Here is a 22,497-nt window from a genome sequence, read left to right on the forward strand (position 1 = left end):
ATTTATTATATGTTTATACAATATTTTTCTCCCATCTTTACAGGATAATAGGATCTCTTGGCTTTTCTAAGACCTTCAATGCCTAAATCTTGTTCTCTATTTATATATTTAACGTCGGATAAATAATTTTCTACAAAGGTTTTATTGGTAAAAGTGTATATTCCCCGTATAGAAGAACTTCCCTTTTCTATGTGAATAATTGCCATGTTGGAATTTACCTTTTCCCCTATGGTAAAAGCGGATATTTTATCATCTACATATACAGCCATTGCCTCTAAATTTAATTTTTCCATGTTAAATACAATTTCTTTAATACCTTCTAATTCATATTTTAAATATTTATTACTACAATTTTTTTGTTCATACCAGCTCCTGGCTGCACTTATAATGTCTGTTTTTACTTCTGAATCATAGAAATCCTTAACGGTATAATTATAGGTCTTTATAAAATAATTGTAATGATTTTTTTTCGAATGAAGCTTTTTACCAGATAAAGTAATAAGCTTTTGAGTGGTGTAAATATAATCAAAATTATTTATATCTGGTTTTGAATGGACAGCCTCCCCATAGATTTCTTTTAAATCACTTAAAAATTTTCCTTCAGCATCTTTAAATAAATAGGGCATATTATTTTCTTCTTTATATTCTGTAAGTTCTTTTATTATATTTTTAATATTGTCTTTAGTATATCCTATAGGCTGCATAAAGTGGTAATTACCGCTGAAGTCTTTTTTCTTTATAATAAGAGCATTATCATATATGGTATATTTGATATCACATCCTTTTCTCCATATAATTAGACTGGTGAAAGAATATTCACTTGTATCAAAATTATAGTTAACTAAATATTTATCAAAAATGCTTTTATCGTCAATAGTTATAGGTTTAAATGTAAGCATAAAAATTCTGCAACTTAATAAAATAGTGCATACATTAAAAAATGGAGCACATTATTCTACTGGCAGTATACCTCCTTTTAGTATTTTGTATTAAGTTTCCATTCTGATCTTAGTATGCCATAAAGGTACATATCATACCTAATTCCATCTCTATGAATAAATTCCCTATAGGTTCCTTCTTTTTTAAATCCTAATTTTTCATATAATTTTATGGCTGGTGTATTATAAGATAGAACAGTAAGTTGTATTCTATGGAAATTTAACTCCTGAAAACCAAATTCCATGGTAAGGTATAGTGATTCTTGTCCTATACCATGTCCTCTAAACGCATCATCTCCTATACCTATGTATATTGTTGCAGTACCATTATTCCAAAGTATATTTTCAAATCCTGTAATTCCAATTATTTTATTCTGCTTTATAGAGTTCACAGCAAAAATAAATTTATCGGAACTTTCTTTTAAATTTTTTATTGTACTCTTTAATTCTTCCAAGCTTTTTGGAAAAGCAGGTATGACATCAAAGTTTCTTAGAAATAATGTGTCATTATACCATTTTTCCAGATAAGGTAGATGCTCTTCTTTAAAAGAAGTAAGAAATACATTAGAACCTTTCAGTAAATTTTTAATCAAGACGTACTCACCTCTTATCAAATGATTCAGAGGTTCAGATGGAGTTTGCTATAGAGAAATGTTTTTTTCATCTGAACCTTATTAACAGTATTCTTAGTGTCTTTAGCATTTAGAATACGTTATTCTTTAGGGAAAGAATTTATCCGGCCGCGCTAACCACGCTTATCTCCTATTTTAAAGACTATGGAGTATTAGTTATGGCAGCGTTGGGATAAAAATTAGAACTAAATAATAATGACTTTTTTGACATAACTATTATAACTCATAAACTGTATAAAATTCAATTTTGAAATGAGTGGATATTATTTATTTTTTATATATTATAATATATTTTTATTTACTATTATATGAAATTAATATAAACTTTAATAATATGTAAAACCTTTCTACGCCAAAAGACTTAATCTACCAAATCAATAAGTAATATTGTTACAAAGGATTGATGTGTGTGAATGCAAACTACCAAAATGAATTGAATAAAATTATAGATAAAATTATATATGAGAAAAAAACTCCCTCACTATTGCTTCACAGCTGTTGTGCTCCCTGCAGCAGTTATGTATTGGAATATTTATGTGATTATTTTTATATAACGGTTTTTTATTATAATCCTAATATATATCCTTATGAAGAATATATAAAAAGAGTTAAAGAACAAAGACAATTTATTCTCAATTTTAATACTAACAATAAAATAAACTTTATAGAGGGTTCCTATGACAGTGAAAAATTTTATTTTATAGCAGAAGGACTTGAAAAAGAGAAAGAAGGTGGCCTAAGGTGTTTTAAATGCTATAAATTGAGACTTGAGGAGACGGCAAAACTTGCTAAAGAGGCAAATTATGATTACTTTACCACCACTTTAACCATAAGTCCTTATAAAAATGCACAGAAATTGAATTGTATAGGAAAAGATTTAGCTGATAAATATAAACTTAAATATTTGTATTCAGATTTCAAAAAGAAAAATGGGTATAAAAGATCTATTGAACTGTCTAAAAAGTATAATTTATACAGACAAAATTATTGTGGCTGCATATTTTCTAAAAATGAGCTATCGTGAAGTATTAATTTAAAGGTTGCTTATAAAAAGTATAACAGATAAGGAAGGGAGGAATAAAATTGCAGTATAATTTTGACCAACTTGTTTCTAGATGGGATACCCATTGTGTTAAATGGGATTTTAGTAAAAAACAATGTGAGGGAGAATATATTATTCCTATGTCTATAGCAGATATGGACTTTGAAACTGTACCCGAAGTTAAAAAAGCAATAATTCAAAGAGCGAATCAGGGTATTTATGGATATACAAAAGTTAATGAGGGTTATTATGAGTCTATAATGAACTGGATGATGAAAAGGCACAGTTGGGAGTTAAAAAAAGATTGGATTGTTGTTAGTTCAGGGGTTGTTCCTGCCATAAATAATATTATAAAAGCTTTTACCCACCCAGGAGATAAAGTTGTTTTACAATCACCAGTTTATTATCCTTTTTATAAAGCTATAGTGAGAAATGGCTGTACAATAGTGAATAATCCTCTCAAATTTGTTCAGGGAAAATATTATATGAATTTTAAGGATTTAGAACAGAAGTTAAAGCATCCTCGAGTTAAGCTGTTAATATTATGCAGTCCTCATAATCCAGTTGGAAGGGTATGGACTGGAGAGGAATTAAGAAAGCTAGGAGAAATGTGTATAAAAAATAATGTACTTATAGTATCTGATGAAATTCATTCAGATTTAGTATATAAAAATTATAAACATATACCTTTAGCTGCAATATCAAATGATATTAGAGAAAATTCTATAATATGTACTGCACCAAGTAAAACTTTCAATTTGGCAGGTCTACAGGTCTCAAATATAATTATACCAAAGGATAAATTAAGACGTGAATATACTATACAACTGGAGAATGCAGCAGCATCAAGTATTAATTTATTTGGTATGATAGCTTGTGAAACAGCCTATAAATATGGGGAAGGTTGGTTGGATCAGCTTATAGATTATTTATATGAAAATAAAGAGGTTGTAAAAAAATATATAGGGGAAAGAATACCTAAACTTAAAATTGTTGAACCGGAAGGTACTTATTTATTATGGATAGATTGCAGAGAATTAGGTATGAATGGAATAGAGCTTAAAAATTTTATGCTTACCAGAGCAAAAATTCAGTTTAATGAAGGATTTACCTTCGGAAAAAGTGGAGAGGGCTTTGAAAGAATGAATATTGCTTGTCCTAGAGATATTTTAAGAGAAGCTTTAGGAAGAATTGAAGAAGCTGTAAATAATCTATAATAAATCTACAAATAGTATAATTAATTATACTATTTTATTTTTGGAGGGGTTTTTATGTCAGAAATAGTAGTTAAAGTTACAAGAGGATCTTTAGTTGAAAGTATTCATAGAGCAGATATAGCTGTAGTAAACAGTAAAGGGAAACTTCTTTATAGTTTGGGAAACCCATATAAGGTTACATATATGCGTTCTGCGGCGAAGCCAATACAAACTTTAAATGTTATATTGTCTGGGGCCGCCGAAAAATTTTCTTTTACAGACGAAGAAATATCCATAATGTGTGCTTCTCATTATGGAGAGGATTTTCATAGAAAAACCGTAAATGACATACTAAAAAAGATAGGACTTGGCATAGATAATCTGTTGTGTGGTTCCACTTTGTCCCTTAATGAGGAGTATGCTGAAAAACTTCTATGGAATCATGCAAAAATAAATCCTTCTTATACTGACTGTTCTGGAAAGCATTGTGGAATACTTTCCATATGTGTTTTAAAAGGGTATGATATAAGTAGCTACAATCTTTTGGAACATCCTGTACAAAAAGAAATAAAGAAAATAGTATGTAAAGTTTGTTCTGTGAAAGAGGATGGTATAATTGTAGGTATAGATGGATGCACTGTGCCCATTTTTGGAATGCCGCTTTATAATATGGCACTAGGATTTTGTAAAATGGCCAACAGCAGTGTATTTACAGAAAAGTATAAAAATGCTGCTGATAGAGTATTTAAGGCCATGACAAGGTCACCAGAGATGGTAGCTGGAACGGGAGGTTTTTGCACCGAACTTATGAAAAACACCGGAGGCAGACTCATAGGAAAACTTGGTGCAGAAGGAGTATACTGTATAGGAGTAAAAGATATGGATTTAGGTATAGCAATTAAGATAGAAGATGGGAGTACACGAGCTTTATGGCCCACAGCAGTTAAATGTCTGGAAGATTTAAAAGTTTTAAAGGATGAAGAAAAAAGGACTTTAAGTAAATTTAAAGTTAAGGATAATATTAACAATATAAAGGAGAAGATAGGAGAAATATTCCCTGATTTTCATTTGAATAAAAATTAAAAATTAAATTTTAAAATTTATTGAAGCAAGAATGAAATGTATTTCGTCTAATATGTATCGAGGAAGTATTGTTTTGGATTAAGTGGGCGTTATTATTTATCCGAACGCGGCAAGTAGTTAACACTCCCATATTATTTAAAGTGGGAGATAAGTGTGGCTAGCGCGCCTGGATAAGTTCTTCTAAGGTTCAGGTGGAGATGAGTATTTCTCTATAGCAAATTCTACCTGAGCCTAAGAATTACTTGATAATATTGCCTGCTTTTGTTTTTATGTAAAAATATATATTATGAATGTAGTATAATGTAATTTAGAAAGGTGGGATTAAAGTGAATATAATAACAAGATTTTTAAGTTATTATAAACCATATAGATTTCTATTTTTTACAGATATGGTTTGTGCATTTTTAGTTTCAATAGTAGATTTATCTTTTCCTTTAATTTTAAGTTATCTTTCAAAGAATTTTTTTATTAGGGATAAAAGTGTAGTGCTGGAAGGGCTGATTTACATAGGCATAGCATTAGTGGCTATGTACATATTAAAATATTTTTGTCAATATTTCATAGCTTCCTGGGGACATATTATGGGAGCCAGAATGGAAAATAATATGAGAAGTGATTTGTTTAATCATCTTCAAAAATTGTCATTTTCTTATTATGACAATAATAACACAGGACAGATGATGTCACGACTTGTATCTGATCTTTTTGATATATCGGAACTTGCACATCATGGACCGGAAAATGTATTTATATCTTTCGTTAAAATTATAGGTTCTTTTGTAATATTATTATTTATAAATGTTAAAATGACATTAATTTTATTTTTAGTTACTATAGCTATGGTAGTATTTTCAGTATGTAAAAATAAAAAAATGCAGCATATATTTTTAGATAACAGAAAAAAAATGGCAAATATAAATGCATCAGTTCAAGATAGCCTGGAAGGAATACGAGCGGTGAAGTCTTTTGGAAATGAAGATTTGGAAAAAAGAAAATTCAGTAAAAATAACAATGAATATTTAGATTCCAGGGCAGATAGCTATAAAGTTATGGGAGAATTTATTGCAGGCAATTCTTTTTTTCAGGGGATATTATATGTTTCTATAATAGTTTCTGGAGGTATATTTTTCACTGAAGGTTCTTTGAAAATATCAGATTTAGCAGTCTATGCATTATATGTAAATATTTTTATAAATCCTATAGATATACTTATTAATTTTGCAGAACAATTTCAAAAAGGTTATGCTGGTTTTAGGAGATTTATGGAGATAATAGAAACTGAACCAGAAATAACTGATAGTAAGGATGCTGTAGTACTTGAAAATGTAAAAGGGGATATAGAGTATAAAAATGTATATTTTAATTATCATAGTAAGCACAATGTGTTGAATAATATAAATATAAGTATAAAAGCTGGCGAAAATATTGCATTAGTTGGCCCTTCTGGTGCAGGGAAGACAACCATATGTTCTCTGCTTCCAAGGTTTTATGATGTGACAGGAGGTGCTGTAACAATAGATGGAAAAGATATAAGAAATTTAACTATTGAATCTCTTAGAAATTCTATTGGAATTGTACAGCAGGAGGTTTATATGTTTTCCGGTACCGTAAAGGAAAATATAAAGTATGGAAAACCAGATGCTTCTGATGAAGAGGTAATAAAAGCTGCAAAAGAAGCCAATATTCATGAATATATAATGACATTACCTAAAGGCTATAATACTTATATAGGTCAGCATGGGGTAAAACTTTCAGGAGGCCAAAAACAAAGAATATCTATTTCCAGAGTGTTTTTAAAAAATCCTCCTATATTAATATTGGATGAGGCAACATCTGCTTTAGATAATGAAAGTGAGAGATTTATACAAAATTCTCTTGAAAAACTCTCTAAAAATAGAACTACAATAGTAATTGCCCATAGATTGAGTACCATAAGAAATGCAGACGAGATAATAGTAATTGATAATGAGGGAATTAAAGAGAGAGGAAATCATGAGGAACTTTTAAGGGAAAAAGGATTATATTTTTATTATTATAATATGCAGTTTCAAGGATTAAATTCTGTATCAAACTGAATAAATAAATTATATAATAAAATTAATTCTAAATTATAAAAATTAACTATTGACAGGACACCTAAAAAATTGTATAGTACTATCAATAAGTAAAAGTACATTATGTGAATTAAAATTTAATATAGAACTTCTTATCAAGAGAGGCGGAGGGACTGGCCCTATGATGCCCGGCAACCTGAATGTTATTTGTTCAATGGTGCTAATTCCTGCGGGGTAACCTGAAAGATGAGATGTTAAGAAAGAGTTAAACTTCTTACATTTCATCTGTAAGAAGTTTTTTATTGTATAATATTAATTTCGATACCTTAGTTGACCAGACACACTGGAGACTAGGTAAACTGAAGTTTATTCGGTTTACTTGGTCTTTTTTTATATTTAAGTTATGCAGAGAGGATATAAATTTAATAATCATATTTTCAATTTGAGGAGGAACATATATATGAGACAAGTAGCAATTTATGGAAAAGGTGGAATAGGTAAATCCACAACTACACAAAATTTAACATCAGGTTTATCGGAATTAGGAAAAAATGTTATGGTGGTTGGATGCGATCCTAAAGCTGATTCTACAAGACTTCTTTTAGGTGGACTTGCACAGAAGACAGTTCTAGATACATTGAGGGAAGAAGGGGAAGATGTAGAATTAGATTATATAATGAAAACGGGATTTGGTGGAATAAAATGTGTTGAATCTGGTGGACCAGAACCAGGTGTAGGATGTGCAGGAAGAGGAATAATTACATCTATAAACATGCTAGAGAGATTAGGAGCATATACTGATGACTTAGACTATGTTTTTTATGACGTATTAGGGGATGTTGTGTGCGGAGGCTTTGCTATGCCTATTCGTGAAGGAAAAGCCAAAGAAATATATATTGTAGCCAGTGGTGAAATGATGGCCCTTTATGCTGCAAACAATATATCAAAGGGAATAAAAAAATATGCTAAAAAAGGAGGAGTAAGATTAGGTGGAATTATTTGCAACAGCAGAAATGTAGATAATGAAAAGAAATTATTGGAGACTTTTGCAAAAGAATTAGGTACTCAGTTAATTTATTTTGTTCCAAGGGATAATGTGGTTCAAAAAGCTGAAATTCACAAGCAGACAGTAATACAGTTTGATTCTGATGAGAATCAGGCTGCTGAATATAGATCTCTTGCAAAAGCAATAGAAGAAAATGAATTGTTTGTAATTCCAAAACCTATGAGTCAGGAAAGGCTTGAAGAAATATTTTTAGAGCATGGACTTATAGATTAAATAGAGAATAGAAAGGGTGATACAATGTCGAAAAAAACAATAAATCTTAACTTAACGGAAGTAGAAAACAGAGAGACGAGATTAGGAACTATAACTGCTTGGGATGGTTCGGCAACTGAGTTGTGGAAGGAATCAAACTATGAATTGAGAAGTCAAAGAAAACATGATGGTTGTGGAAAACAGAAGGCTTGTCGGTTATGTGAATTAAATTCACCCTTAAATCAACAGACGATGTGTGCTAATGCTATTGTTGAATGTCAAATAGGAAATATTACAGACTGTGTACTTATTCAGCATGCTCCAATTGGATGTTCGGCAGATAACCCCTGGTTTAATCTTGCCTTTAACATGGGACTTGGAAGAAGAAATAAACCACCACAGAATTTACAGATTTACAGCACAAATCTTTTGGAAAATGATATGGTTTTTGGTGCTTCAGATAAACTAAAACAAACAATACGAGATGCAAAGGAACGTTTTAATCCTAAGGCAATTTTTATTTCCATGGCGTGTGCTACTGCTATTATAGGTGAAGATATAGAGAGTGTTGCAGAAGAGATGGAAAAAGAAATTGGAGTGACAGTTATTCCCTTACATTGCGAAGGATTTCGATCAAAACACTGGAGTACTGGATTTGATATTTCACAGCATGGAGTTTTACGTCAAATAGTAAAACGTAAACCTGAAAAGCAAAAAGATTTAATTAACATCGTAGCTTTGTGGGGAACTGATTATTTTACAGAAATGTTAAAACCCCTTGGTCTGAGAGTAAATTATATGATAGATATGGCAAGCTATGATGAACTTGCCCAAGCATCGGAAGCTGTGGCTACTGCAACTTTTTGTCACACACTTGGTTCTTATATGGCTACAGCACTTGAGGAACATTTTGGTGTTCCACAGGTTGATGCACCTCAGCCTTATGGAATTGCAGGTACGGATGCATGGTTCAGGGCAATTGGTAAAATTGTTGGCAAAGAAAAAGAAACCGAAGAGTATATAAAGAATGAACATGAAAAAGTACTTCCCAAAATTGAAGAATTGCGTAAAAAGTTTAAAGGAATTAAAGGATTTGTTATGACAGGTTCATCTTATGCACATAGTCTTATTTCAGTTTTGCGTGAATTAGGAATAGGTGTTGATGGTTCTGTAGTATTCCATCACGATCCTGTTTATGATGGTGGACATGAGAATCAGGATACGCTGAATGAACTTATAAGCACTTATGGAGATATTCCTAATTTTACAGTAAGTAAAACACAGGCATTCCAACTAAATGCCCTATTTAAACGAGTAAAGACAGATTTTGTAATAATTCGACATCAAGGACTTGCACCTGAAGCGGCAAAACTTGGTATCCCATCTTTAGCCATGGGTGATGAGCATTTTCCTGTTGGTTATGATGGAATAATTCGGACAGGTGAGGTTCTATTAGATATTCTTGCAAGAAAGAAGTTTAATGAGGTTCTTTCTAGACACGTTAAAAGTCCATATAATGAATGGTGGCTTAGCCAAGATGATCCATTTTTGCTTGCAAAACATCCTGAAGTGCTTGATGAAAGAGTAAAACTTGAAGTGTTTGATGAAATAGCAAAAATTGTGTAAGTAAGTTGCACTGACACTTTGGTTATAGACGGGCAGGACGAAGTAATTTAGGACACTGTGTAAGCAGGTGATCCTCTAACTATTAGCTCTAATAAAGTAATCAAAAAATAAAAACTGCGAAAACGTAGTAAAAAAAATTTCTTAAGAATATATGAGGAGGATTAGAGTGGCTGAGACTAAGATAAATAAAAAAAGTAGTACAATAGTACATCCACATTATGCTTGTGCAGTGGGTGGTGCATATACTGCGGTAGCAATTAAGAATGGTGTTCCAATTGCGAATTGTGGTCCGGGATGTATGTACAAACAATATTTTTTTATGGGATTTGAAAATGGTTTTCAAGGTTCCACCAGTACTGGTGGAGGTAATGTTGCCAGTGTAAATGTAGGTGAGAATGATATAGTATTCGGAGGCGAACAAAAACTTGATGATTTAATAAAATCAGTTTTAGCAATTTACAATGGTGAATTATTTGTGGTAGCTACAGGTTGTACTGGAGAACTTATAGGAGATGATGTTGGAGCAATTGTAAAGAAATACCGTGAGGCAGGTTACCCTATAGTGTATGCAGATACAGCTGGCTTCAAAGGTTCAAACCTTATAGGTCATGAAATTGTTGTGGAAGCAATTATAGACCAATTTGTTGGAGATTATAAAGGTGAAAAGAAAAAAGGATTAATTAATTTGTGGTTTGAGACACCTTTTTTTAATACAAATTGGCGTGGAGACTATCTGGAGATTGTAAGGATTTTAAAGAACGTAGGTTTTGAAGTAAATGTGCTTTTTGGACCACAAAGTGGTGGAGCGAAAGAATGGAAGGAAGTTCCTAAAGCACAATTTAATCTTTTAATATCACCCTGGGTAGGAGTGAATATTGCCAAACATTTAGAAAAAAAATATAATCAGCCTTATTTGCATATTCCTGTAATACCTATTGGTGAGGAAGCTACTACTGCTTTTATAAGACAATTAATTGAATATGCAGGAATAGATGCTGAAAAATCAGAAGCATTTATTGCAGAAGAAGCAGAATTGTATTATTACTTTTTAGATTCTTTTTCACACTTTTTTGCAGAGTATTGGTATGGCTTGCCTTCTCGATTTGCTGTTGTAGGAGACAGTGCGTATGCACTTGCCTATACAAAGTTTCTGTCAGATCAGATTGGACTTATACCTGTAAAGCAAATCATTACGGATAATCCGCCAGAGCAATTTAGAAAGACAATAAGCGAGGAATTTAGGAATCTATCAGAAGGTGTATCTGTGGAAGTAGAATATATTGAAGATGGTTATCTTGCAGAAAAATCACTTTCAGAAGCTGATTTCGGTTCAGGAGTTCCATTGATATTAGGTTCAACATGGGAATCTGATGTAGCACGAGAAAAAAATGCATTACTAATAGAAATAGATCCGCCTTCTTCTGAGACAGTAGTACTGAATAGATGTCATATAGGATATAGAGGTGCCCTGCAGTTGATAGAGAGAATTTATACATCAACTGTAGGTGGAAAATAAAAAATAATAATTAAGAAGAAAAATTTACTATAAAAAAAGCATAATAAAAAAAACATATTGGTATAGAATATTTTTAAATTATAAAAAATTAACTATTGACAAAACATCTAAAAAATTGTATAGTACTATCAATAAGTAAAAGTACATTATGTGAATCAAAATTTAATATAAAACTTCTTATCAAGAGAGGCGGAGGGACTGGCCCTATGATGCCCGGCAACCTGAATGTTATTTATTCAATGGTGCTAATTCCTGCGGGGTAACCTGAAAGATGAGATATTAAGAAAGAGTTAAACTTCTTACATTTCATCTGTAAGAAGTTTTTTATTGTATAATATTAATTTCGATACCTTAGTTGACCAGACACACTGGAGACTAAGTAAACTGAAGTTTATTCGGTTTACTTAGTCTTTTTTTATATTTTAAGTTATGCAGAGAGGAGATAAATAAAACATGAGCATAGATTTTGCAAAAAATATAGAAGAGAGGACATTAACCCATCCCTGTTACAACTGTATTGCCCATAAATATGCAAGAATGCACATTCCTGTAGCACCAAAGTGTAATGTAAGTTGTAATTTTTGTAATAGAAAATACGATTGTGTGAATGAAACTAGACCGGGGGTTACTAGTGAAGTTTTAACTCCCGAGAAAGCCAGAGATAAATTTAATATAGTAAAAGACAAAGTGAAAAATTTGACTGTGGTAGGTATAGCAGGTCCAGGAGATCCGCTGGCAAATTTTGAAGAAACTAAAAAATCTATAGAATTAATAAAAAAGGAGTCACCAAATATTACGTTTTGTCTTTCAACCAATGGATTGATGCTGCCTTTTTATGCAGATGAGATAATAAGACTAGGAGTCACTCATGTCACTATAACTATAAACGCAGTGGATCCTAAAATAGGTGGAAAGATATATAAATTCGTTAATTATTTAGGAAATGTTCTTGAAGGAGAAGAAGCGGGAAATGTATTGTTAAATAATCAATTATCGGGTCTTAGATATATTGCTCAAAAAGGTATAATATGCAAGGTGAATATTGTTATGATAAAGGGAATTAATAGCAGCCATATTCCAGAAGTAGTTAAAAAGGTTAAAGAATGTGGAGCATATATGACAAATATTATGCCTCTTATACCGGTTAAAGGTAGTGTATTTGAAAATATGCCTACTGTAAGTGATTTGGAATTAAATCATATGAGGAAAAAATGCGAACTGGATTTAAAGCAGATGTATCATTGTAAACAGTGTAGAGCTGATGCAATAGGAACTTTAGACAAGGATATATCTAGTGAATTTAGAAGTGATACTGAAGATAATTTTAAAGGGAAAAATATAGTTAAGTTTGACGGTAAAGAGAAAATTTATAAGGAGAGTAAGTATAGATTTGCAGTTGCAACTAAATCCGGTGTAAATGTGGACGCACATTTTGGACATGTGTCACAATTCTATATATATGATGTAGTAAACAAAAAGATTGAACTTAAAGAAAAAAGAATTATAAATAAATACTGCAGTGGTATAAGTGAATGTGACGGCCATGATGATAAAATATCAAATATTTTAAAAAGTATAGAGGATTGTAATGCAGTACTTGTATTGAGAATAGGTTTTGAGCCTTTGGCCATGTTACATGAGAAAGGAATAAAGGTATTTCAGATGTATTTTAGTATAGAGCAGGGTATAAAAAAGGCCATAGAATTACTTGAAAAAGATTCATAAATATTCAAGTACAAAGGGGAATGGTAAATATGAATACAAAAAATGTGACAAAAGATATAAAAATTATAAATAATAAGGGCAGTTTAAATGAATTGTTAACCAAAATTTTTAGAAAAAGCCTAGCCATTGTATTGTTTCTGGTTTTTTGGCAGATAGCTCCCATAGTAGGTATAGCTGATCACCAATTTATACCTACTTTTTCAGAAACTATCAGTACAATTTGGGATCTCATATTGAAAAATGAAATGATAGTGCATGTTAAGGTAAGTCTTATGAGAGCCATAGTAGGGTTCATGCTGGCAGCAGTTATAGCACTGCCATTAGGTTTCTTACTTGGGGGAGGATTTAAAAAGGTTGAGGAATTCTTAGATCCCCTACTTCAAATTTTAGCTCAGGTAAATCCTTTTTCCCTGCTTCCAGTTTTTATTTTACTCTTTGGAATTGGAGAGGTAGCCAAAATATCAATAATATTTTGGGTTTCAATATGGCCTATATTGTTTAGTACTATAACAGGAGTAAAAACTATTGATCCACTTCTGATTAAAGCCGCCAGGGCTATGGGTACATCTAAGGTAAAATTGTTTTGGAAAATCATTTTGCCGGGTTCAGCACCTAATATATTTGCAGGATTGAAATTGAGTTCAGGAAATGCATTTCTTATGTTAATTGCAGCTGAGATGATTGGTGCAAGTGCAGGACTTGGATGGATGGTGTTAAATTCAGAGGTTAATTTTCAGATTAATAGGCTTTTTGCAGCAGCATTTACAATTGCAGTGTTGGGAATACTTATAAATAAAACAATAACTTTTATAGAAAGAAAAGTTATTGTCTGGAAAGAAGAATCTTTTACAGCTTAAAAATATTAAATAATAAAACACTTTTAAGGGGGAAACTAAAAATGAAAAATAAAAAATTGGCTTTAATATTAAGTACTGTATTTTTATCAACACTAATTTTTTCAGCTTGTGGCAGTAATAAGGATGAAGCAGCTAATGCTGATAAAAGTAAAGAGTTACAAGTTGTTAAAACCTGGAGCAGAAAAGATTGTACAGCAGCACCTATTGTAATAGCAGATAAACTTGGATATTTTAAGGAGCAGGGTTTAAAAGTAGAGTATACAGGGGATACTCAGCCCGCACAAAGGCTTCCATCCATATTAAATGGCAATAATGATTTTGGAGATGCACATCCTAATAATTTAGCCATTGCCGCACAAGGAGGAGCCAAAATAAAAGCTGTGGCAAGATCCATTGTAGAACCATCAAAAGATACAACTGACTACGAGCATCTTCAGCACATGTGGTGGGTAAGTAATAAAAATGGATCTATAAAAACACTAGCGGATATTAACAATTATGATGGAAAGGTTAAAGTTGGAACCAATTCTAGAAATTCTTGTGTGGATTATTTGTCCTATAAACTGTTTGTAGATCAAAATAATATACCTATAGATAAAATTGAATGGATTCAAATGCCTGATGTAGAACAAGTTTTAGCTTTAAAGAAAGGTCTTATTCAAATTGCCGTAGTTCATCCACCATACTATAAATCCATTGAAGACAGTGGAATTGGTAATATACTTACTACAAGCGAGCCTATAGCCGGTGAAAACGGAGGAACTTATCTTTATTATTTCTCAGATAGCTTTATAGAAAAACATCCAGAAGAGGTTGAAAAGTTTATAGTGGCAGTTAAAAAAGCGGAAAGATATATAAATGAAAGTATTCCAAATGCAGAAGAAAGGGCTAAAGTAAATAAAATGGTAGAAGAGGCTATAGGAGTACCTGTAAGTGCCAATCATTACTATGCCATTGATGGAACTATAAAAGATAGTGATATACAAGAGTGGATAGATGGGAGTATAAAAAGTGGAGCACTTCCTCAGGATACAAAAGTGAAAGTTAGTGATATAGTCACTCATAAGTTTGATAAATATACTAATTTAGCTTCATCACCAAATTTTATAGTTAAAAATTAGGGGGAAAATTAAATGAGTAAAGTAATTGAAAAATCAAGATCTGATAATTACAAGATTATAGTTAAAAATGTACAGAAATTCTATGATATAAAATCTGAAAACGGCGAAAAAAGTGAAAAATTTTTGGCACTGGACAACTTTAATTTAAATATAAAAAAAGGAGAATTTATAACTATTGTAGGGCCTAGTGGATGTGGTAAATCAACATTTTTAGATATTTTAGCTGGCTTATCTAAACCTACATCAGGTGAACTTTATATAGATGATAAGTTGATTGAAGGACCAGATCTGGATAGAGGTATCATTTTTCAAGGGTATGCATTATTTCCGTGGAGAACTGTAGAACAAAATATTGAATTTGGTCTTGAAATAAAAGGTATACCCAAAAATGAAAGAAAAGAAATAAGTAATAAATTTATTAAACTTGTGGGATTAAGCAATTTTGAAAATAGATATCCCCATGAGTTATCAGGAGGTATGAAACAAAGGGTGGCAATTGCAAGGGCATTGGCATATGATCCTGATGTTTTACTTATGGATGAGCCCTTTGCAGCAGTGGATGCTCAAACTAGAGAATTACTTCAAGAAGAGTTGTTGAATATATGGGAAGAAACTAATAAAACCATTGTATTTATAACTCATAGTATTGAAGAAGCAATATTTTTAGCAGATAGAGTAGTGGTAATGACCCCTAATCCAGGCAAGATTAAAGAGGTTATTGAAATAAACTTTCCAAGACCTAGAAGTACTGTTAATGTAAGAATGTCTCAGGAATTTAGTTCTAATAGAAATAGGATATGGGAACTACTCCATGGTAATGATAATAAAAAACATGTAATTTAAAAATTACAATTCCAAAGTCTCTTTACAAATTTAATTTAATTTCTTTCTAAAAATAATATTATTTTTAGAAAGAAATTAAAAATCTTGAGGAGTGTTACAGTGAATAAAGTAGAAAAATATAATAGTTATATTCAATATTATATTTTGAGATATTTAGGTGTGGCAGTATTTTTGTTATTATGGGAAGTTTTCCCTAAAGTTGGAGTTTTGGATTCTCAATTTGTTCCACCTCTTTCAAAAGTCTTAGAACAGGTATATAATTTATGGTTTCATAATGGATTATTTATTCATATTATGGTAAGCCTCTGGAGAGTTTTAATAGGACTTTCAATAGCAATTGTTATTTCTGTTCCACTGGGTTTTTTGCTTGGCGGGTGGTTTACTGGCATTGCAGATATTTTTGATCCTCTTTTTAGGATTCTATCTCAAGTTAATCCTTTTTCATTGATGCCGGTATTCATTCTATTTTTTGGAATAGGTGAAGGTGCAAAGTTGGCAGTAGTTACTTGGGTTTGTATATGGCCTCTTTTATATAATACTATATCAGGTGTAAGAAGAGTGGATCCTATTTTAATTAAAACTGCACTATCCATGAAAATAAATAATTTAGATATGGCTAGAAAAGTACTTCTGCCCGGTGCAAAACCTTCTATTTTTCTAGGACTTAGATTAGGTGTTGAAATGTCATTTTTTATGCTTATTGCTGCAGAAATGATTGGTGCTACTGCAGGAGTAGGATGGCTTTTTCATAATTCTGCTATGAACAATCAAATTCCAAGGATGTATGCGGCAGGTATATGTGTTGTAATTCTCGGCATAATTTTAAATAGATTTTTAATTTACATTCAAAACAAAGTATTTTTCTGGAAAGAATCTACACACATATTTAGTTTTGCAAAATGGAAAAATGTTGTAACTAAATTTAAAAAAGCTGAAATTGTGACTATAGTTTTAAGCCTGATTGTAATTATAGGGGTGGGTACTTATCAAGTAAAACTTGCCCAATATTCAGATAGTGGGGGCAATATTCATATGGACATGAATAAAGATACTAAGAATATGAAAGAACACATGAATATGGATAAAGATGATAAAGAGATGGAAAAGCATATGGATATGAATAAAAATAATAAGGATATGGAAGAACATATGCATATGGATAAGGATGGCAAATAAAGCTGTAGAATGAAATTTTTATAGGAGAATGATTTGATGAAATTTAATAAAGATACATTTTATAAATTTTTAGTTTTGTTCATATTTGTTATAGTGTGGGAAATAGTCAGCAGATCCAAATTAGTAAACCCTCTGTTCATTCCACCTTTCTCCACAGTAGTAGTGACTCTATGGAATATGTTCGTATCAGAAAATCTTATATTGAGTGTAGCCATAAGTGTGGAAAGAGCATTATTAGGATTTATTATTTCAATTATAATTGGTATACCACTGGGATTTTTACTGGGAGGATGGTTTTCTAAATTGGAGCTTATAGCGGAGCCTGTTATAGAGATTTTCTCTCAAGTCAATCCATTTATATTATTCCATGTTGCACTGTTGTTTTTAGGCATTGGAGAGATTACTAAAGTAGTAGTAATTGCATGGACATGTATTTGGCCTATAATGTTTAATACAATTTATGGTATTAGAAATATGGATTCTCTAATACTAAAAGCAGCAAGGGGGTTTGGACTTAAAAGGTGGAAACTTTTTTATAAGGTAGTAATACCCTCAATATTACCTTCAGTTTTTGTAGGCATTAGAATTAGTGCTGGATATTCATTTTTTATGCTTATTGCAGCAGAAATGATGGGTGCAAGTTCAGGACTTGGATGGCTGATTTTAAATAATCAAGAAAATTACGCTATAAACAAAATATTTGCAGTGGCCATTGTTATAGCCATTCTTGGGTTGTTTGTGGATATAGTAATAAAATTTATTGAAAGCAAGTTAATAGTTAACAAAAATGAGGAGGTATTTAATGGTATTAATTTGAGTATATAATTTAACAAAAATCATATTTTATTAGCTAAGGTATCTTCAAATTTTGACTTATTATTTATTTTCAGATACCTAAATCAAGGGAGGATGTAATATATGAAGAAATTTAATCTTAATACTTCTGTAGTGGATACGCGTGAACAGCGTCTTGGAACTATTATTGGCTGGAAAACTGGAAAGGCATCAGAGCTTTCTAAGGACTCTGCATTTACTTGTGGCGGCTGCAAGGGAAATGGAGGTAAAAGGCTTTGTGAGGCCACAGGACCTTTTACTCAAGGTTCTACTTGCAGTGAACAAATGGTAGAATGTCAGGCTGGAAATGTAAGGGATGCAGTTTTGATTCAACATGCACCAATAGGTTGTGGAACAGGACAGGTAGCTTACAATTCCATATATAGAAATGGACTTGCCATTAGAAATTTGCCTATACAAAATATAAAGATAATCAATACCAATATGAAAGAAACAGATATGGTATTTGGTGCACTTGATAAATTGGAACAGTCTATAAGGGATGCCTGGAACAGACATAAGCCTAGAGCTATATTTATTGGAACCTCCTGTGCCTCAGGAATAATTGGAGAGGATGTGGATAGTGTAGCCAGTAAAATGCAGGAGGAACTTAATATTCCAATTATTCCTATGTATTGTGAAGGATTTAGATCGAAGCACTGGAGTACGGGTTTTGACGCTACCCAGCATGGGATTTTAAGGCAGCTGGTTAGAAAAAATCCTAAGAAACAGGAGAATTTAGTAAATATAATTAACCTCTGGGGCAGTGATGTATTTACGCCTATGCTGGCAGAGTTAGGACTTGAGGTTAACTATGTTATAGATTTAGCTAAAGTGGAAGATTTAGAAAGGCTTTCAGAGGCAGCTGCTACTGTTACTTTCTGTAATACACTGGGATCTTATATGGCAGCTGCTTTAGAAGAGCATTTTGGAGTACCTGAAGTTAAAGCACCTCAACCTTATGGAATTGCAGGAACGGATGCCTGGTTAAGAGAACTGGCAAGAGTTACCCATAGAGAAAAAGAAGCGGAAATATATATAGAAAAAGAGCATAAAAGAATAGCACCTAAGATAGAAGAACTTAAAAAATTGTTAAAAGGTAAAAAGGGCTATGCAGCTACAGGTTCAGCTTATTCTCATGGACTTATTGCAGTACTTAAAGAACTTGGAATTCAAGTAGATGGATCTTTAGTATTTCATCATGATCCAGTATATGATAATAATGATCCTAGTAAGGATACTCTGAAATTTCTGGTGGATAATTATGAGGATGTTGCTAATTTTAGTGTAAGTAACAGGCAGCAGTTTCAGTTTTATGGACTGCTTAAAAATGTAAATCCGGATTTCATTCTTATAAGGCATAATGGGTTGGCTCCGTTAGCTTCACGAATGGGAATTCCTGCAGCTCCATTAGGGGATGAACATCATGCCATAGGCTACAGTGGAATTTTAAATTTAGGTGAAACTATTTTAGAAATACTTCAGCATAAAAAATTTCATCAGGATTTAGCAGAGCATACTAAATTACCTTATACAAAATGGTGGCTTGAGCAGAGAGATCCGTATATACTTGAGAAAAATAATTTTGTAAAAATTGAATAGTTATTAGGGGATGATAATATATGAAAGTTGATTTAAACACATCGGTGGTAAAGACCAGGGAACAACGTCTTGGTACTATAATCGGATGGAAAACTGGGAAAACTTCAGATCTTTCTAGAGATTCTGCATATACCTGCGGAGGATGTAAAGGTAATGGAGGGAAGAGGCTGTGTGAAGCTATAGGTCCCTTTACTCAGGGGTCCAGCTGCAGTGAAAGAATGGTGGAGTGTCAGGCGGGAGAGGTGAGAGATGCAATTTTAATTCAACATTCTCCCATAGGCTGTGGAACCAGCCAGGTGGCTTGTAATTCCATATATAGAAATGGCCTTGCAAATAGAAAATTACCTATAGAAAATATGAAAGTAATTAATACCAATATAAAAGAAACAGATATGGTATTTGGGGCACTTGAAAAACTAGAACAGTCCATAAGGGATGCCTGGGAGAGACATCATCCTAAAGCAATTTTTGTTGCAACTTCCTGTGTTACAGGTATTATTGGAGAAGATATAGATAGTGTGGCAAGCAAATTACATGAAGAGTTCAAAATTCCAATTGTTCCTATGTATTGTGAAGGTTTCAGATCAAAACACTGGAGTACAGGTTTTGATGCCACACAGCATGGAATCTTAAAATATATAGTTCGTAAAAGTTCTAAAAAACAAGAAGATCTGGTAAATGTAATTAATCTCTGGGGCAGCGATGTATTTACTCCAATACTGGCAGAATTAGGTCTTAGAGTTAACTATGTAGTAGATATGGCAACGGTAGAGGATTTAGAACAGCTTTCAGAAGCTGCTGCTACTGTTTCATTTTGCCATACTTTATCTTCTTACCTGGCAGCTGGTCTGGAAGAACAATTTGGAGTTCCAGAAGTCAAAGCACCTCAACCTTATGGAATTGCAGGAACAGATGCGTGGATAAGAGAACTAGCAAGAGTTACCCACAGAGAGGAAAAAGCAGAAGCGTATATAGAAAAGGAACATAAAAGAATAGCACCCAAAATAAAAGAACTTAAAAAATTATTAAGTGGCAAAAAAGGCTATGCAGCTACAGGTTCAGCTTACTCTCATGGACTTATTGCGGTGCTTGGAGAGCTTGGAGTTCAAGTAGACGGTTCCTTGGTGTTTCATCATGATCCTGTATATGATAATAATGATGCTACCAAAGATTCTCTGAAATTTTTAGTAGACAATTATGGAGATGTTCCTAATTTTAGTGTAAGCAATAGACAGCAGTATCAATTTTATGGACTGCTTAAAAATGTTAATCCTGATTTTATTATTATAAGACATGCAGGGCTTGCCTCTTTGGCATCTCGTATGGGTATACCGGCAGTTCCTCTTGGTGATGAACACCATGCTGTAGGTTATCAGGGGATTTTGAACTTAGGAGAAACTATTTTAGATATACTTGCACGTAAAAAGTTCCACAAAGATTTGTCCTCTCATGTTAAACTGCCTTATACAAAATGGTGGCTTGAACAGAGAGATCCTTATATATTAGAAAAACAACATTATGTTGTGTATTAGAAAAATAACAGTGACTTTATAGAATAGGAGTGGATATAGTGTCCAATATAAAATTAGAATTAAAAGGTACAAATAAAAGTATAGAAAAATCAAATTCCATTGAACAGATTAGATATGGATGCGCCCTAGGGGCTGTACACAGTGCTTTTGCAATTCCAAGAGTAATTCCAATTGCCCATTGTGGTCCGGGATGTGTAGACAAACAAACTTCTAACCTGGCTTTTTATAATGGATTTCAGGGAGGAGGATATGGAGGAGGTTCTGTTGTTCCAAGTTCCAATATTTATGAAAAGGAAGTTGTATTTGGTGGTGAAGACAGACTAAGAGAACTTATAGATGCAACCTTTAAAGTTCTGGATGCGGATTTATTTGTAGTTATGACAGGATGTATTCCAGATACTGTTGGAGATGATGTAGGAGCTGTAGTAGGTGAATTTCAGGATGAAGGTCGTCCTATAGTGTATGCAGAAACAGGTGGATTTAAAGGAAATAATTTCACAGGCCATGAATTGGTTACAGAAGCTATCATCGATCAATATGTAGGTGATTATGATGGGCCTTTAGAAAAAGGACTTGTAAATGTGTGGTCACTTCTTCCTTATCACAATACTTTTTGGAGGGGAGATCTTACAGAAATTAAAAGAATACTAGAAGGTATAGGTTTAAAGGTTAATATATTATTTGGACATGAAAGTGCAGGGGTCTCAGAATGGAAAAATATTAAAAAAGCACAATTTAATCTGGTATTATCTCCATGGCTGGGTCTTAAAACTGCAGAAAAATTGAAGAAAAAATATAAACAGCCTTATTTGCATATTCCTACAATTCCAATAGGAGCAAAAGAAACCAGTAGTTTTTTAAGAAAAGTAGTAGAATTTTCAGGAATTGATAAAGTCAAGGCAGAAAAATTTATTGAAGAAGAAGAAAAGAAATATTATGAGTACCTAGAGGACTTTTCTGATTTTTATGCAGAGTATTGGTGGGGATTACCAGCAAAATTTGCAGTTATAGGTGACAGTGCATATAATTTAGCTCTCACAAAGTTTTTAGTGAATCAACTGGGACTGATACCTGCCATACAAATTATTACAGAAGATCCACCAGAAAGATATAGAAGTGGTATTCGGGAGGAGTTTAAAAATATAGCAGAAGATGTTTCAGTAGATATAGAATTTGAAGAAGACAGTTATACTATTCATGAAAAAATAAGGAAAACAGATTTTGGTCATAAGCCCCCTATTATTTTTGGAACTACCTGGGAAAGGGATCTTACTAAGGAATTAAAAGGCTCTATAGTTGAAGTGGGTTTTCCAGCATCTTATGAATTGGTGCTTTCAAAATCTTATGTAGGTTATAGGGGAGCTCTTACTTTACTTGAAAAAATATACACTACTATAGTTGGAGCCAGTGCATAATTTTAATATAAATTCAATAATCATATTTTCAATTTGAGGAGGAACAT

18 protein-coding genes and 2 riboswitches are annotated in these 22,497 nt (G+C 32.4%); of the genes, 16 read left to right on the forward strand and 2 right to left on the reverse strand.

The window, feature by feature from the left end:
• Window positions 1-5: 5 nt before the first annotated feature.
• Window positions 6-899 carry a DUF2156 domain-containing protein gene (locus BS101_RS06500; RefSeq protein ID WP_073538080.1) on the reverse strand — a complete coding sequence of 298 codons (894 nt, stop codon included), beginning with the start codon at window positions 897-899 and terminating at the stop codon, window positions 6-8.
• A gap of 77 nt (window positions 900-976) precedes the next feature.
• On the reverse strand, window positions 977-1,531 hold the full coding sequence (locus BS101_RS06505) for a GNAT family N-acetyltransferase (protein ID WP_083585663.1): 555 nt from the start codon (window positions 1,529-1,531) through the stop codon (window positions 977-979).
• A 442-nt stretch (window positions 1,532-1,973) separates the two neighbouring features.
• On the opposite strand from BS101_RS06505, the gene BS101_RS06510 reads away from it, so the two are divergent.
• The 16 genes from BS101_RS06510 to BS101_RS06585 all read left to right on the forward strand — a co-directional run bounded on the left by BS101_RS06510 (window position 1,974) and on the right by BS101_RS06585 (window position 22,450).
• A complete protein-coding gene (locus tag BS101_RS06510; protein ID WP_073538082.1) occupies window positions 1,974-2,594 on the forward strand; it encodes an epoxyqueuosine reductase QueH in 621 nt (206 codons plus the stop codon).
• 59 nt (window positions 2,595-2,653) lie between these two features.
• The gene (locus tag BS101_RS06515) at window positions 2,654-3,829 is read left to right on the forward strand and encodes a MalY/PatB family protein (protein ID WP_073538083.1); all 1,176 of its coding nucleotides are present in this window, start codon (window positions 2,654-2,656) and stop codon (window positions 3,827-3,829) included.
• A 54-nt stretch (window positions 3,830-3,883) separates the two neighbouring features.
• On the forward strand, window positions 3,884-4,891 hold the full coding sequence (locus BS101_RS06520) for an asparaginase (RefSeq protein ID WP_073538084.1): 1,008 nt from the start codon (window positions 3,884-3,886) through the stop codon (window positions 4,889-4,891).
• A 326-nt stretch (window positions 4,892-5,217) separates the two neighbouring features.
• On the forward strand, window positions 5,218-6,966 hold the full coding sequence (locus BS101_RS06525) for an ABC transporter ATP-binding protein (protein WP_073538085.1): 1,749 nt from the start codon (window positions 5,218-5,220) through the stop codon (window positions 6,964-6,966).
• Between the two features lie 128 nt (window positions 6,967-7,094).
• Window positions 7,095-7,198: riboswitch (SAM riboswitch) on the forward strand.
• 207 nt (window positions 7,199-7,405) lie between these two features.
• Window positions 7,406-8,224 carry a nitrogenase iron protein gene (nifH, locus tag BS101_RS06530; protein WP_073538086.1) on the forward strand — a complete coding sequence of 273 codons (819 nt, stop codon included), beginning with the start codon at window positions 7,406-7,408 and terminating at the stop codon, window positions 8,222-8,224.
• A gap of 24 nt (window positions 8,225-8,248) precedes the next feature.
• The gene (locus BS101_RS06535; RefSeq protein WP_073538087.1) at window positions 8,249-9,829 is read left to right on the forward strand and encodes a nitrogenase component 1; all 1,581 of its coding nucleotides are present in this window, start codon (window positions 8,249-8,251) and stop codon (window positions 9,827-9,829) included.
• 166 nt (window positions 9,830-9,995) lie between these two features.
• Window positions 9,996-11,345: a nitrogenase component 1 gene (locus BS101_RS06540; protein WP_073538088.1), complete on the forward strand. Its 1,350-nt coding sequence runs from the start codon at window positions 9,996-9,998 to the stop codon at window positions 11,343-11,345.
• A 174-nt stretch (window positions 11,346-11,519) separates the two neighbouring features.
• Window positions 11,520-11,623, forward strand: a riboswitch (SAM riboswitch).
• A gap of 175 nt (window positions 11,624-11,798) precedes the next feature.
• Window positions 11,799-13,070, forward strand: a complete 1,272-nt coding sequence (nifB, locus tag BS101_RS06545; protein ID WP_073538089.1) for a nitrogenase cofactor biosynthesis protein NifB — start codon at window positions 11,799-11,801, stop codon at window positions 13,068-13,070.
• A 29-nt stretch (window positions 13,071-13,099) separates the two neighbouring features.
• On the forward strand, window positions 13,100-13,927 hold the full coding sequence (locus tag BS101_RS06550; RefSeq protein WP_073538090.1) for an ABC transporter permease: 828 nt from the start codon (window positions 13,100-13,102) through the stop codon (window positions 13,925-13,927).
• A 41-nt stretch (window positions 13,928-13,968) separates the two neighbouring features.
• On the forward strand, window positions 13,969-15,048 hold the full coding sequence (locus BS101_RS06555; protein ID WP_073538091.1) for an ABC transporter substrate-binding protein: 1,080 nt from the start codon (window positions 13,969-13,971) through the stop codon (window positions 15,046-15,048).
• Window positions 15,049-15,060: 12 nt separating this feature from the next.
• A complete protein-coding gene (locus BS101_RS06560) occupies window positions 15,061-15,891 on the forward strand; it encodes an ABC transporter ATP-binding protein (RefSeq protein ID WP_073538092.1) in 831 nt (276 codons plus the stop codon).
• Window positions 15,892-15,990: 99 nt separating this feature from the next.
• On the forward strand, window positions 15,991-17,067 hold the full coding sequence (locus BS101_RS06565) for an ABC transporter permease (protein ID WP_073538093.1): 1,077 nt from the start codon (window positions 15,991-15,993) through the stop codon (window positions 17,065-17,067).
• Between the two features lie 36 nt (window positions 17,068-17,103).
• Window positions 17,104-17,892, forward strand: a complete 789-nt coding sequence (locus tag BS101_RS06570) for an ABC transporter permease (RefSeq protein WP_073538094.1) — start codon at window positions 17,104-17,106, stop codon at window positions 17,890-17,892.
• 93 nt (window positions 17,893-17,985) lie between these two features.
• On the forward strand, window positions 17,986-19,503 hold the full coding sequence (locus BS101_RS06575; protein WP_073538095.1) for a nitrogenase component 1: 1,518 nt from the start codon (window positions 17,986-17,988) through the stop codon (window positions 19,501-19,503).
• Window positions 19,504-19,523: 20 nt separating this feature from the next.
• Complete coding sequence (locus BS101_RS06580) at window positions 19,524-21,035, forward strand: nitrogenase component 1 (RefSeq protein ID WP_073538096.1); 1,512 nt, start codon at window positions 19,524-19,526, stop codon at window positions 21,033-21,035.
• A gap of 38 nt (window positions 21,036-21,073) precedes the next feature.
• Complete coding sequence (locus tag BS101_RS06585) at window positions 21,074-22,450, forward strand: nitrogenase component 1 (protein WP_073538097.1); 1,377 nt, start codon at window positions 21,074-21,076, stop codon at window positions 22,448-22,450.
• The last annotated feature ends 47 nt before the right edge of the window (window positions 22,451-22,497 follow it).

The organism is Clostridium kluyveri, assembly GCF_001902295.1.
GTDB classification, from domain to species: domain Bacteria; phylum Bacillota; class Clostridia; order Clostridiales; family Clostridiaceae; genus Clostridium_B; species Clostridium_B kluyveri_B.

What these genes read in the sequence shown, in the direction of transcription:
- BS101_RS06500 (WP_073538080.1), bottom strand. Translation starts at nt 899, where the DNA reads ATGCTTACATTTAAACCTATAACTATTGACGATAAAAGCATTTTTGAT.
- BS101_RS06510 (WP_073538082.1), top strand. Translation starts at nt 1,974, where the DNA reads ATGTGTGTGAATGCAAACTACCAAAATGAATTGAATAAAATTATAGAT.
- BS101_RS06520 (WP_073538084.1), top strand. Translation starts at nt 3,884, where the DNA reads ATGTCAGAAATAGTAGTTAAAGTTACAAGAGGATCTTTAGTTGAAAGT.
- nifH (WP_073538086.1), top strand. Translation starts at nt 7,406, where the DNA reads ATGAGACAAGTAGCAATTTATGGAAAAGGTGGAATAGGTAAATCCACA.
- BS101_RS06535 (WP_073538087.1), top strand. Translation starts at nt 8,249, where the DNA reads ATGTCGAAAAAAACAATAAATCTTAACTTAACGGAAGTAGAAAACAGA.
- nifB (WP_073538089.1), top strand. Translation starts at nt 11,799, where the DNA reads ATGAGCATAGATTTTGCAAAAAATATAGAAGAGAGGACATTAACCCAT.
- BS101_RS06550 (WP_073538090.1), top strand. Translation starts at nt 13,100, where the DNA reads ATGAATACAAAAAATGTGACAAAAGATATAAAAATTATAAATAATAAG.
- BS101_RS06555 (WP_073538091.1), top strand. Translation starts at nt 13,969, where the DNA reads ATGAAAAATAAAAAATTGGCTTTAATATTAAGTACTGTATTTTTATCA.
- BS101_RS06560 (WP_073538092.1), top strand. Translation starts at nt 15,061, where the DNA reads ATGAGTAAAGTAATTGAAAAATCAAGATCTGATAATTACAAGATTATA.
- BS101_RS06570 (WP_073538094.1), top strand. Translation starts at nt 17,104, where the DNA reads ATGAAATTTAATAAAGATACATTTTATAAATTTTTAGTTTTGTTCATA.
- BS101_RS06575 (WP_073538095.1), top strand. Translation starts at nt 17,986, where the DNA reads ATGAAGAAATTTAATCTTAATACTTCTGTAGTGGATACGCGTGAACAG.
- BS101_RS06580 (WP_073538096.1), top strand. Translation starts at nt 19,524, where the DNA reads ATGAAAGTTGATTTAAACACATCGGTGGTAAAGACCAGGGAACAACGT.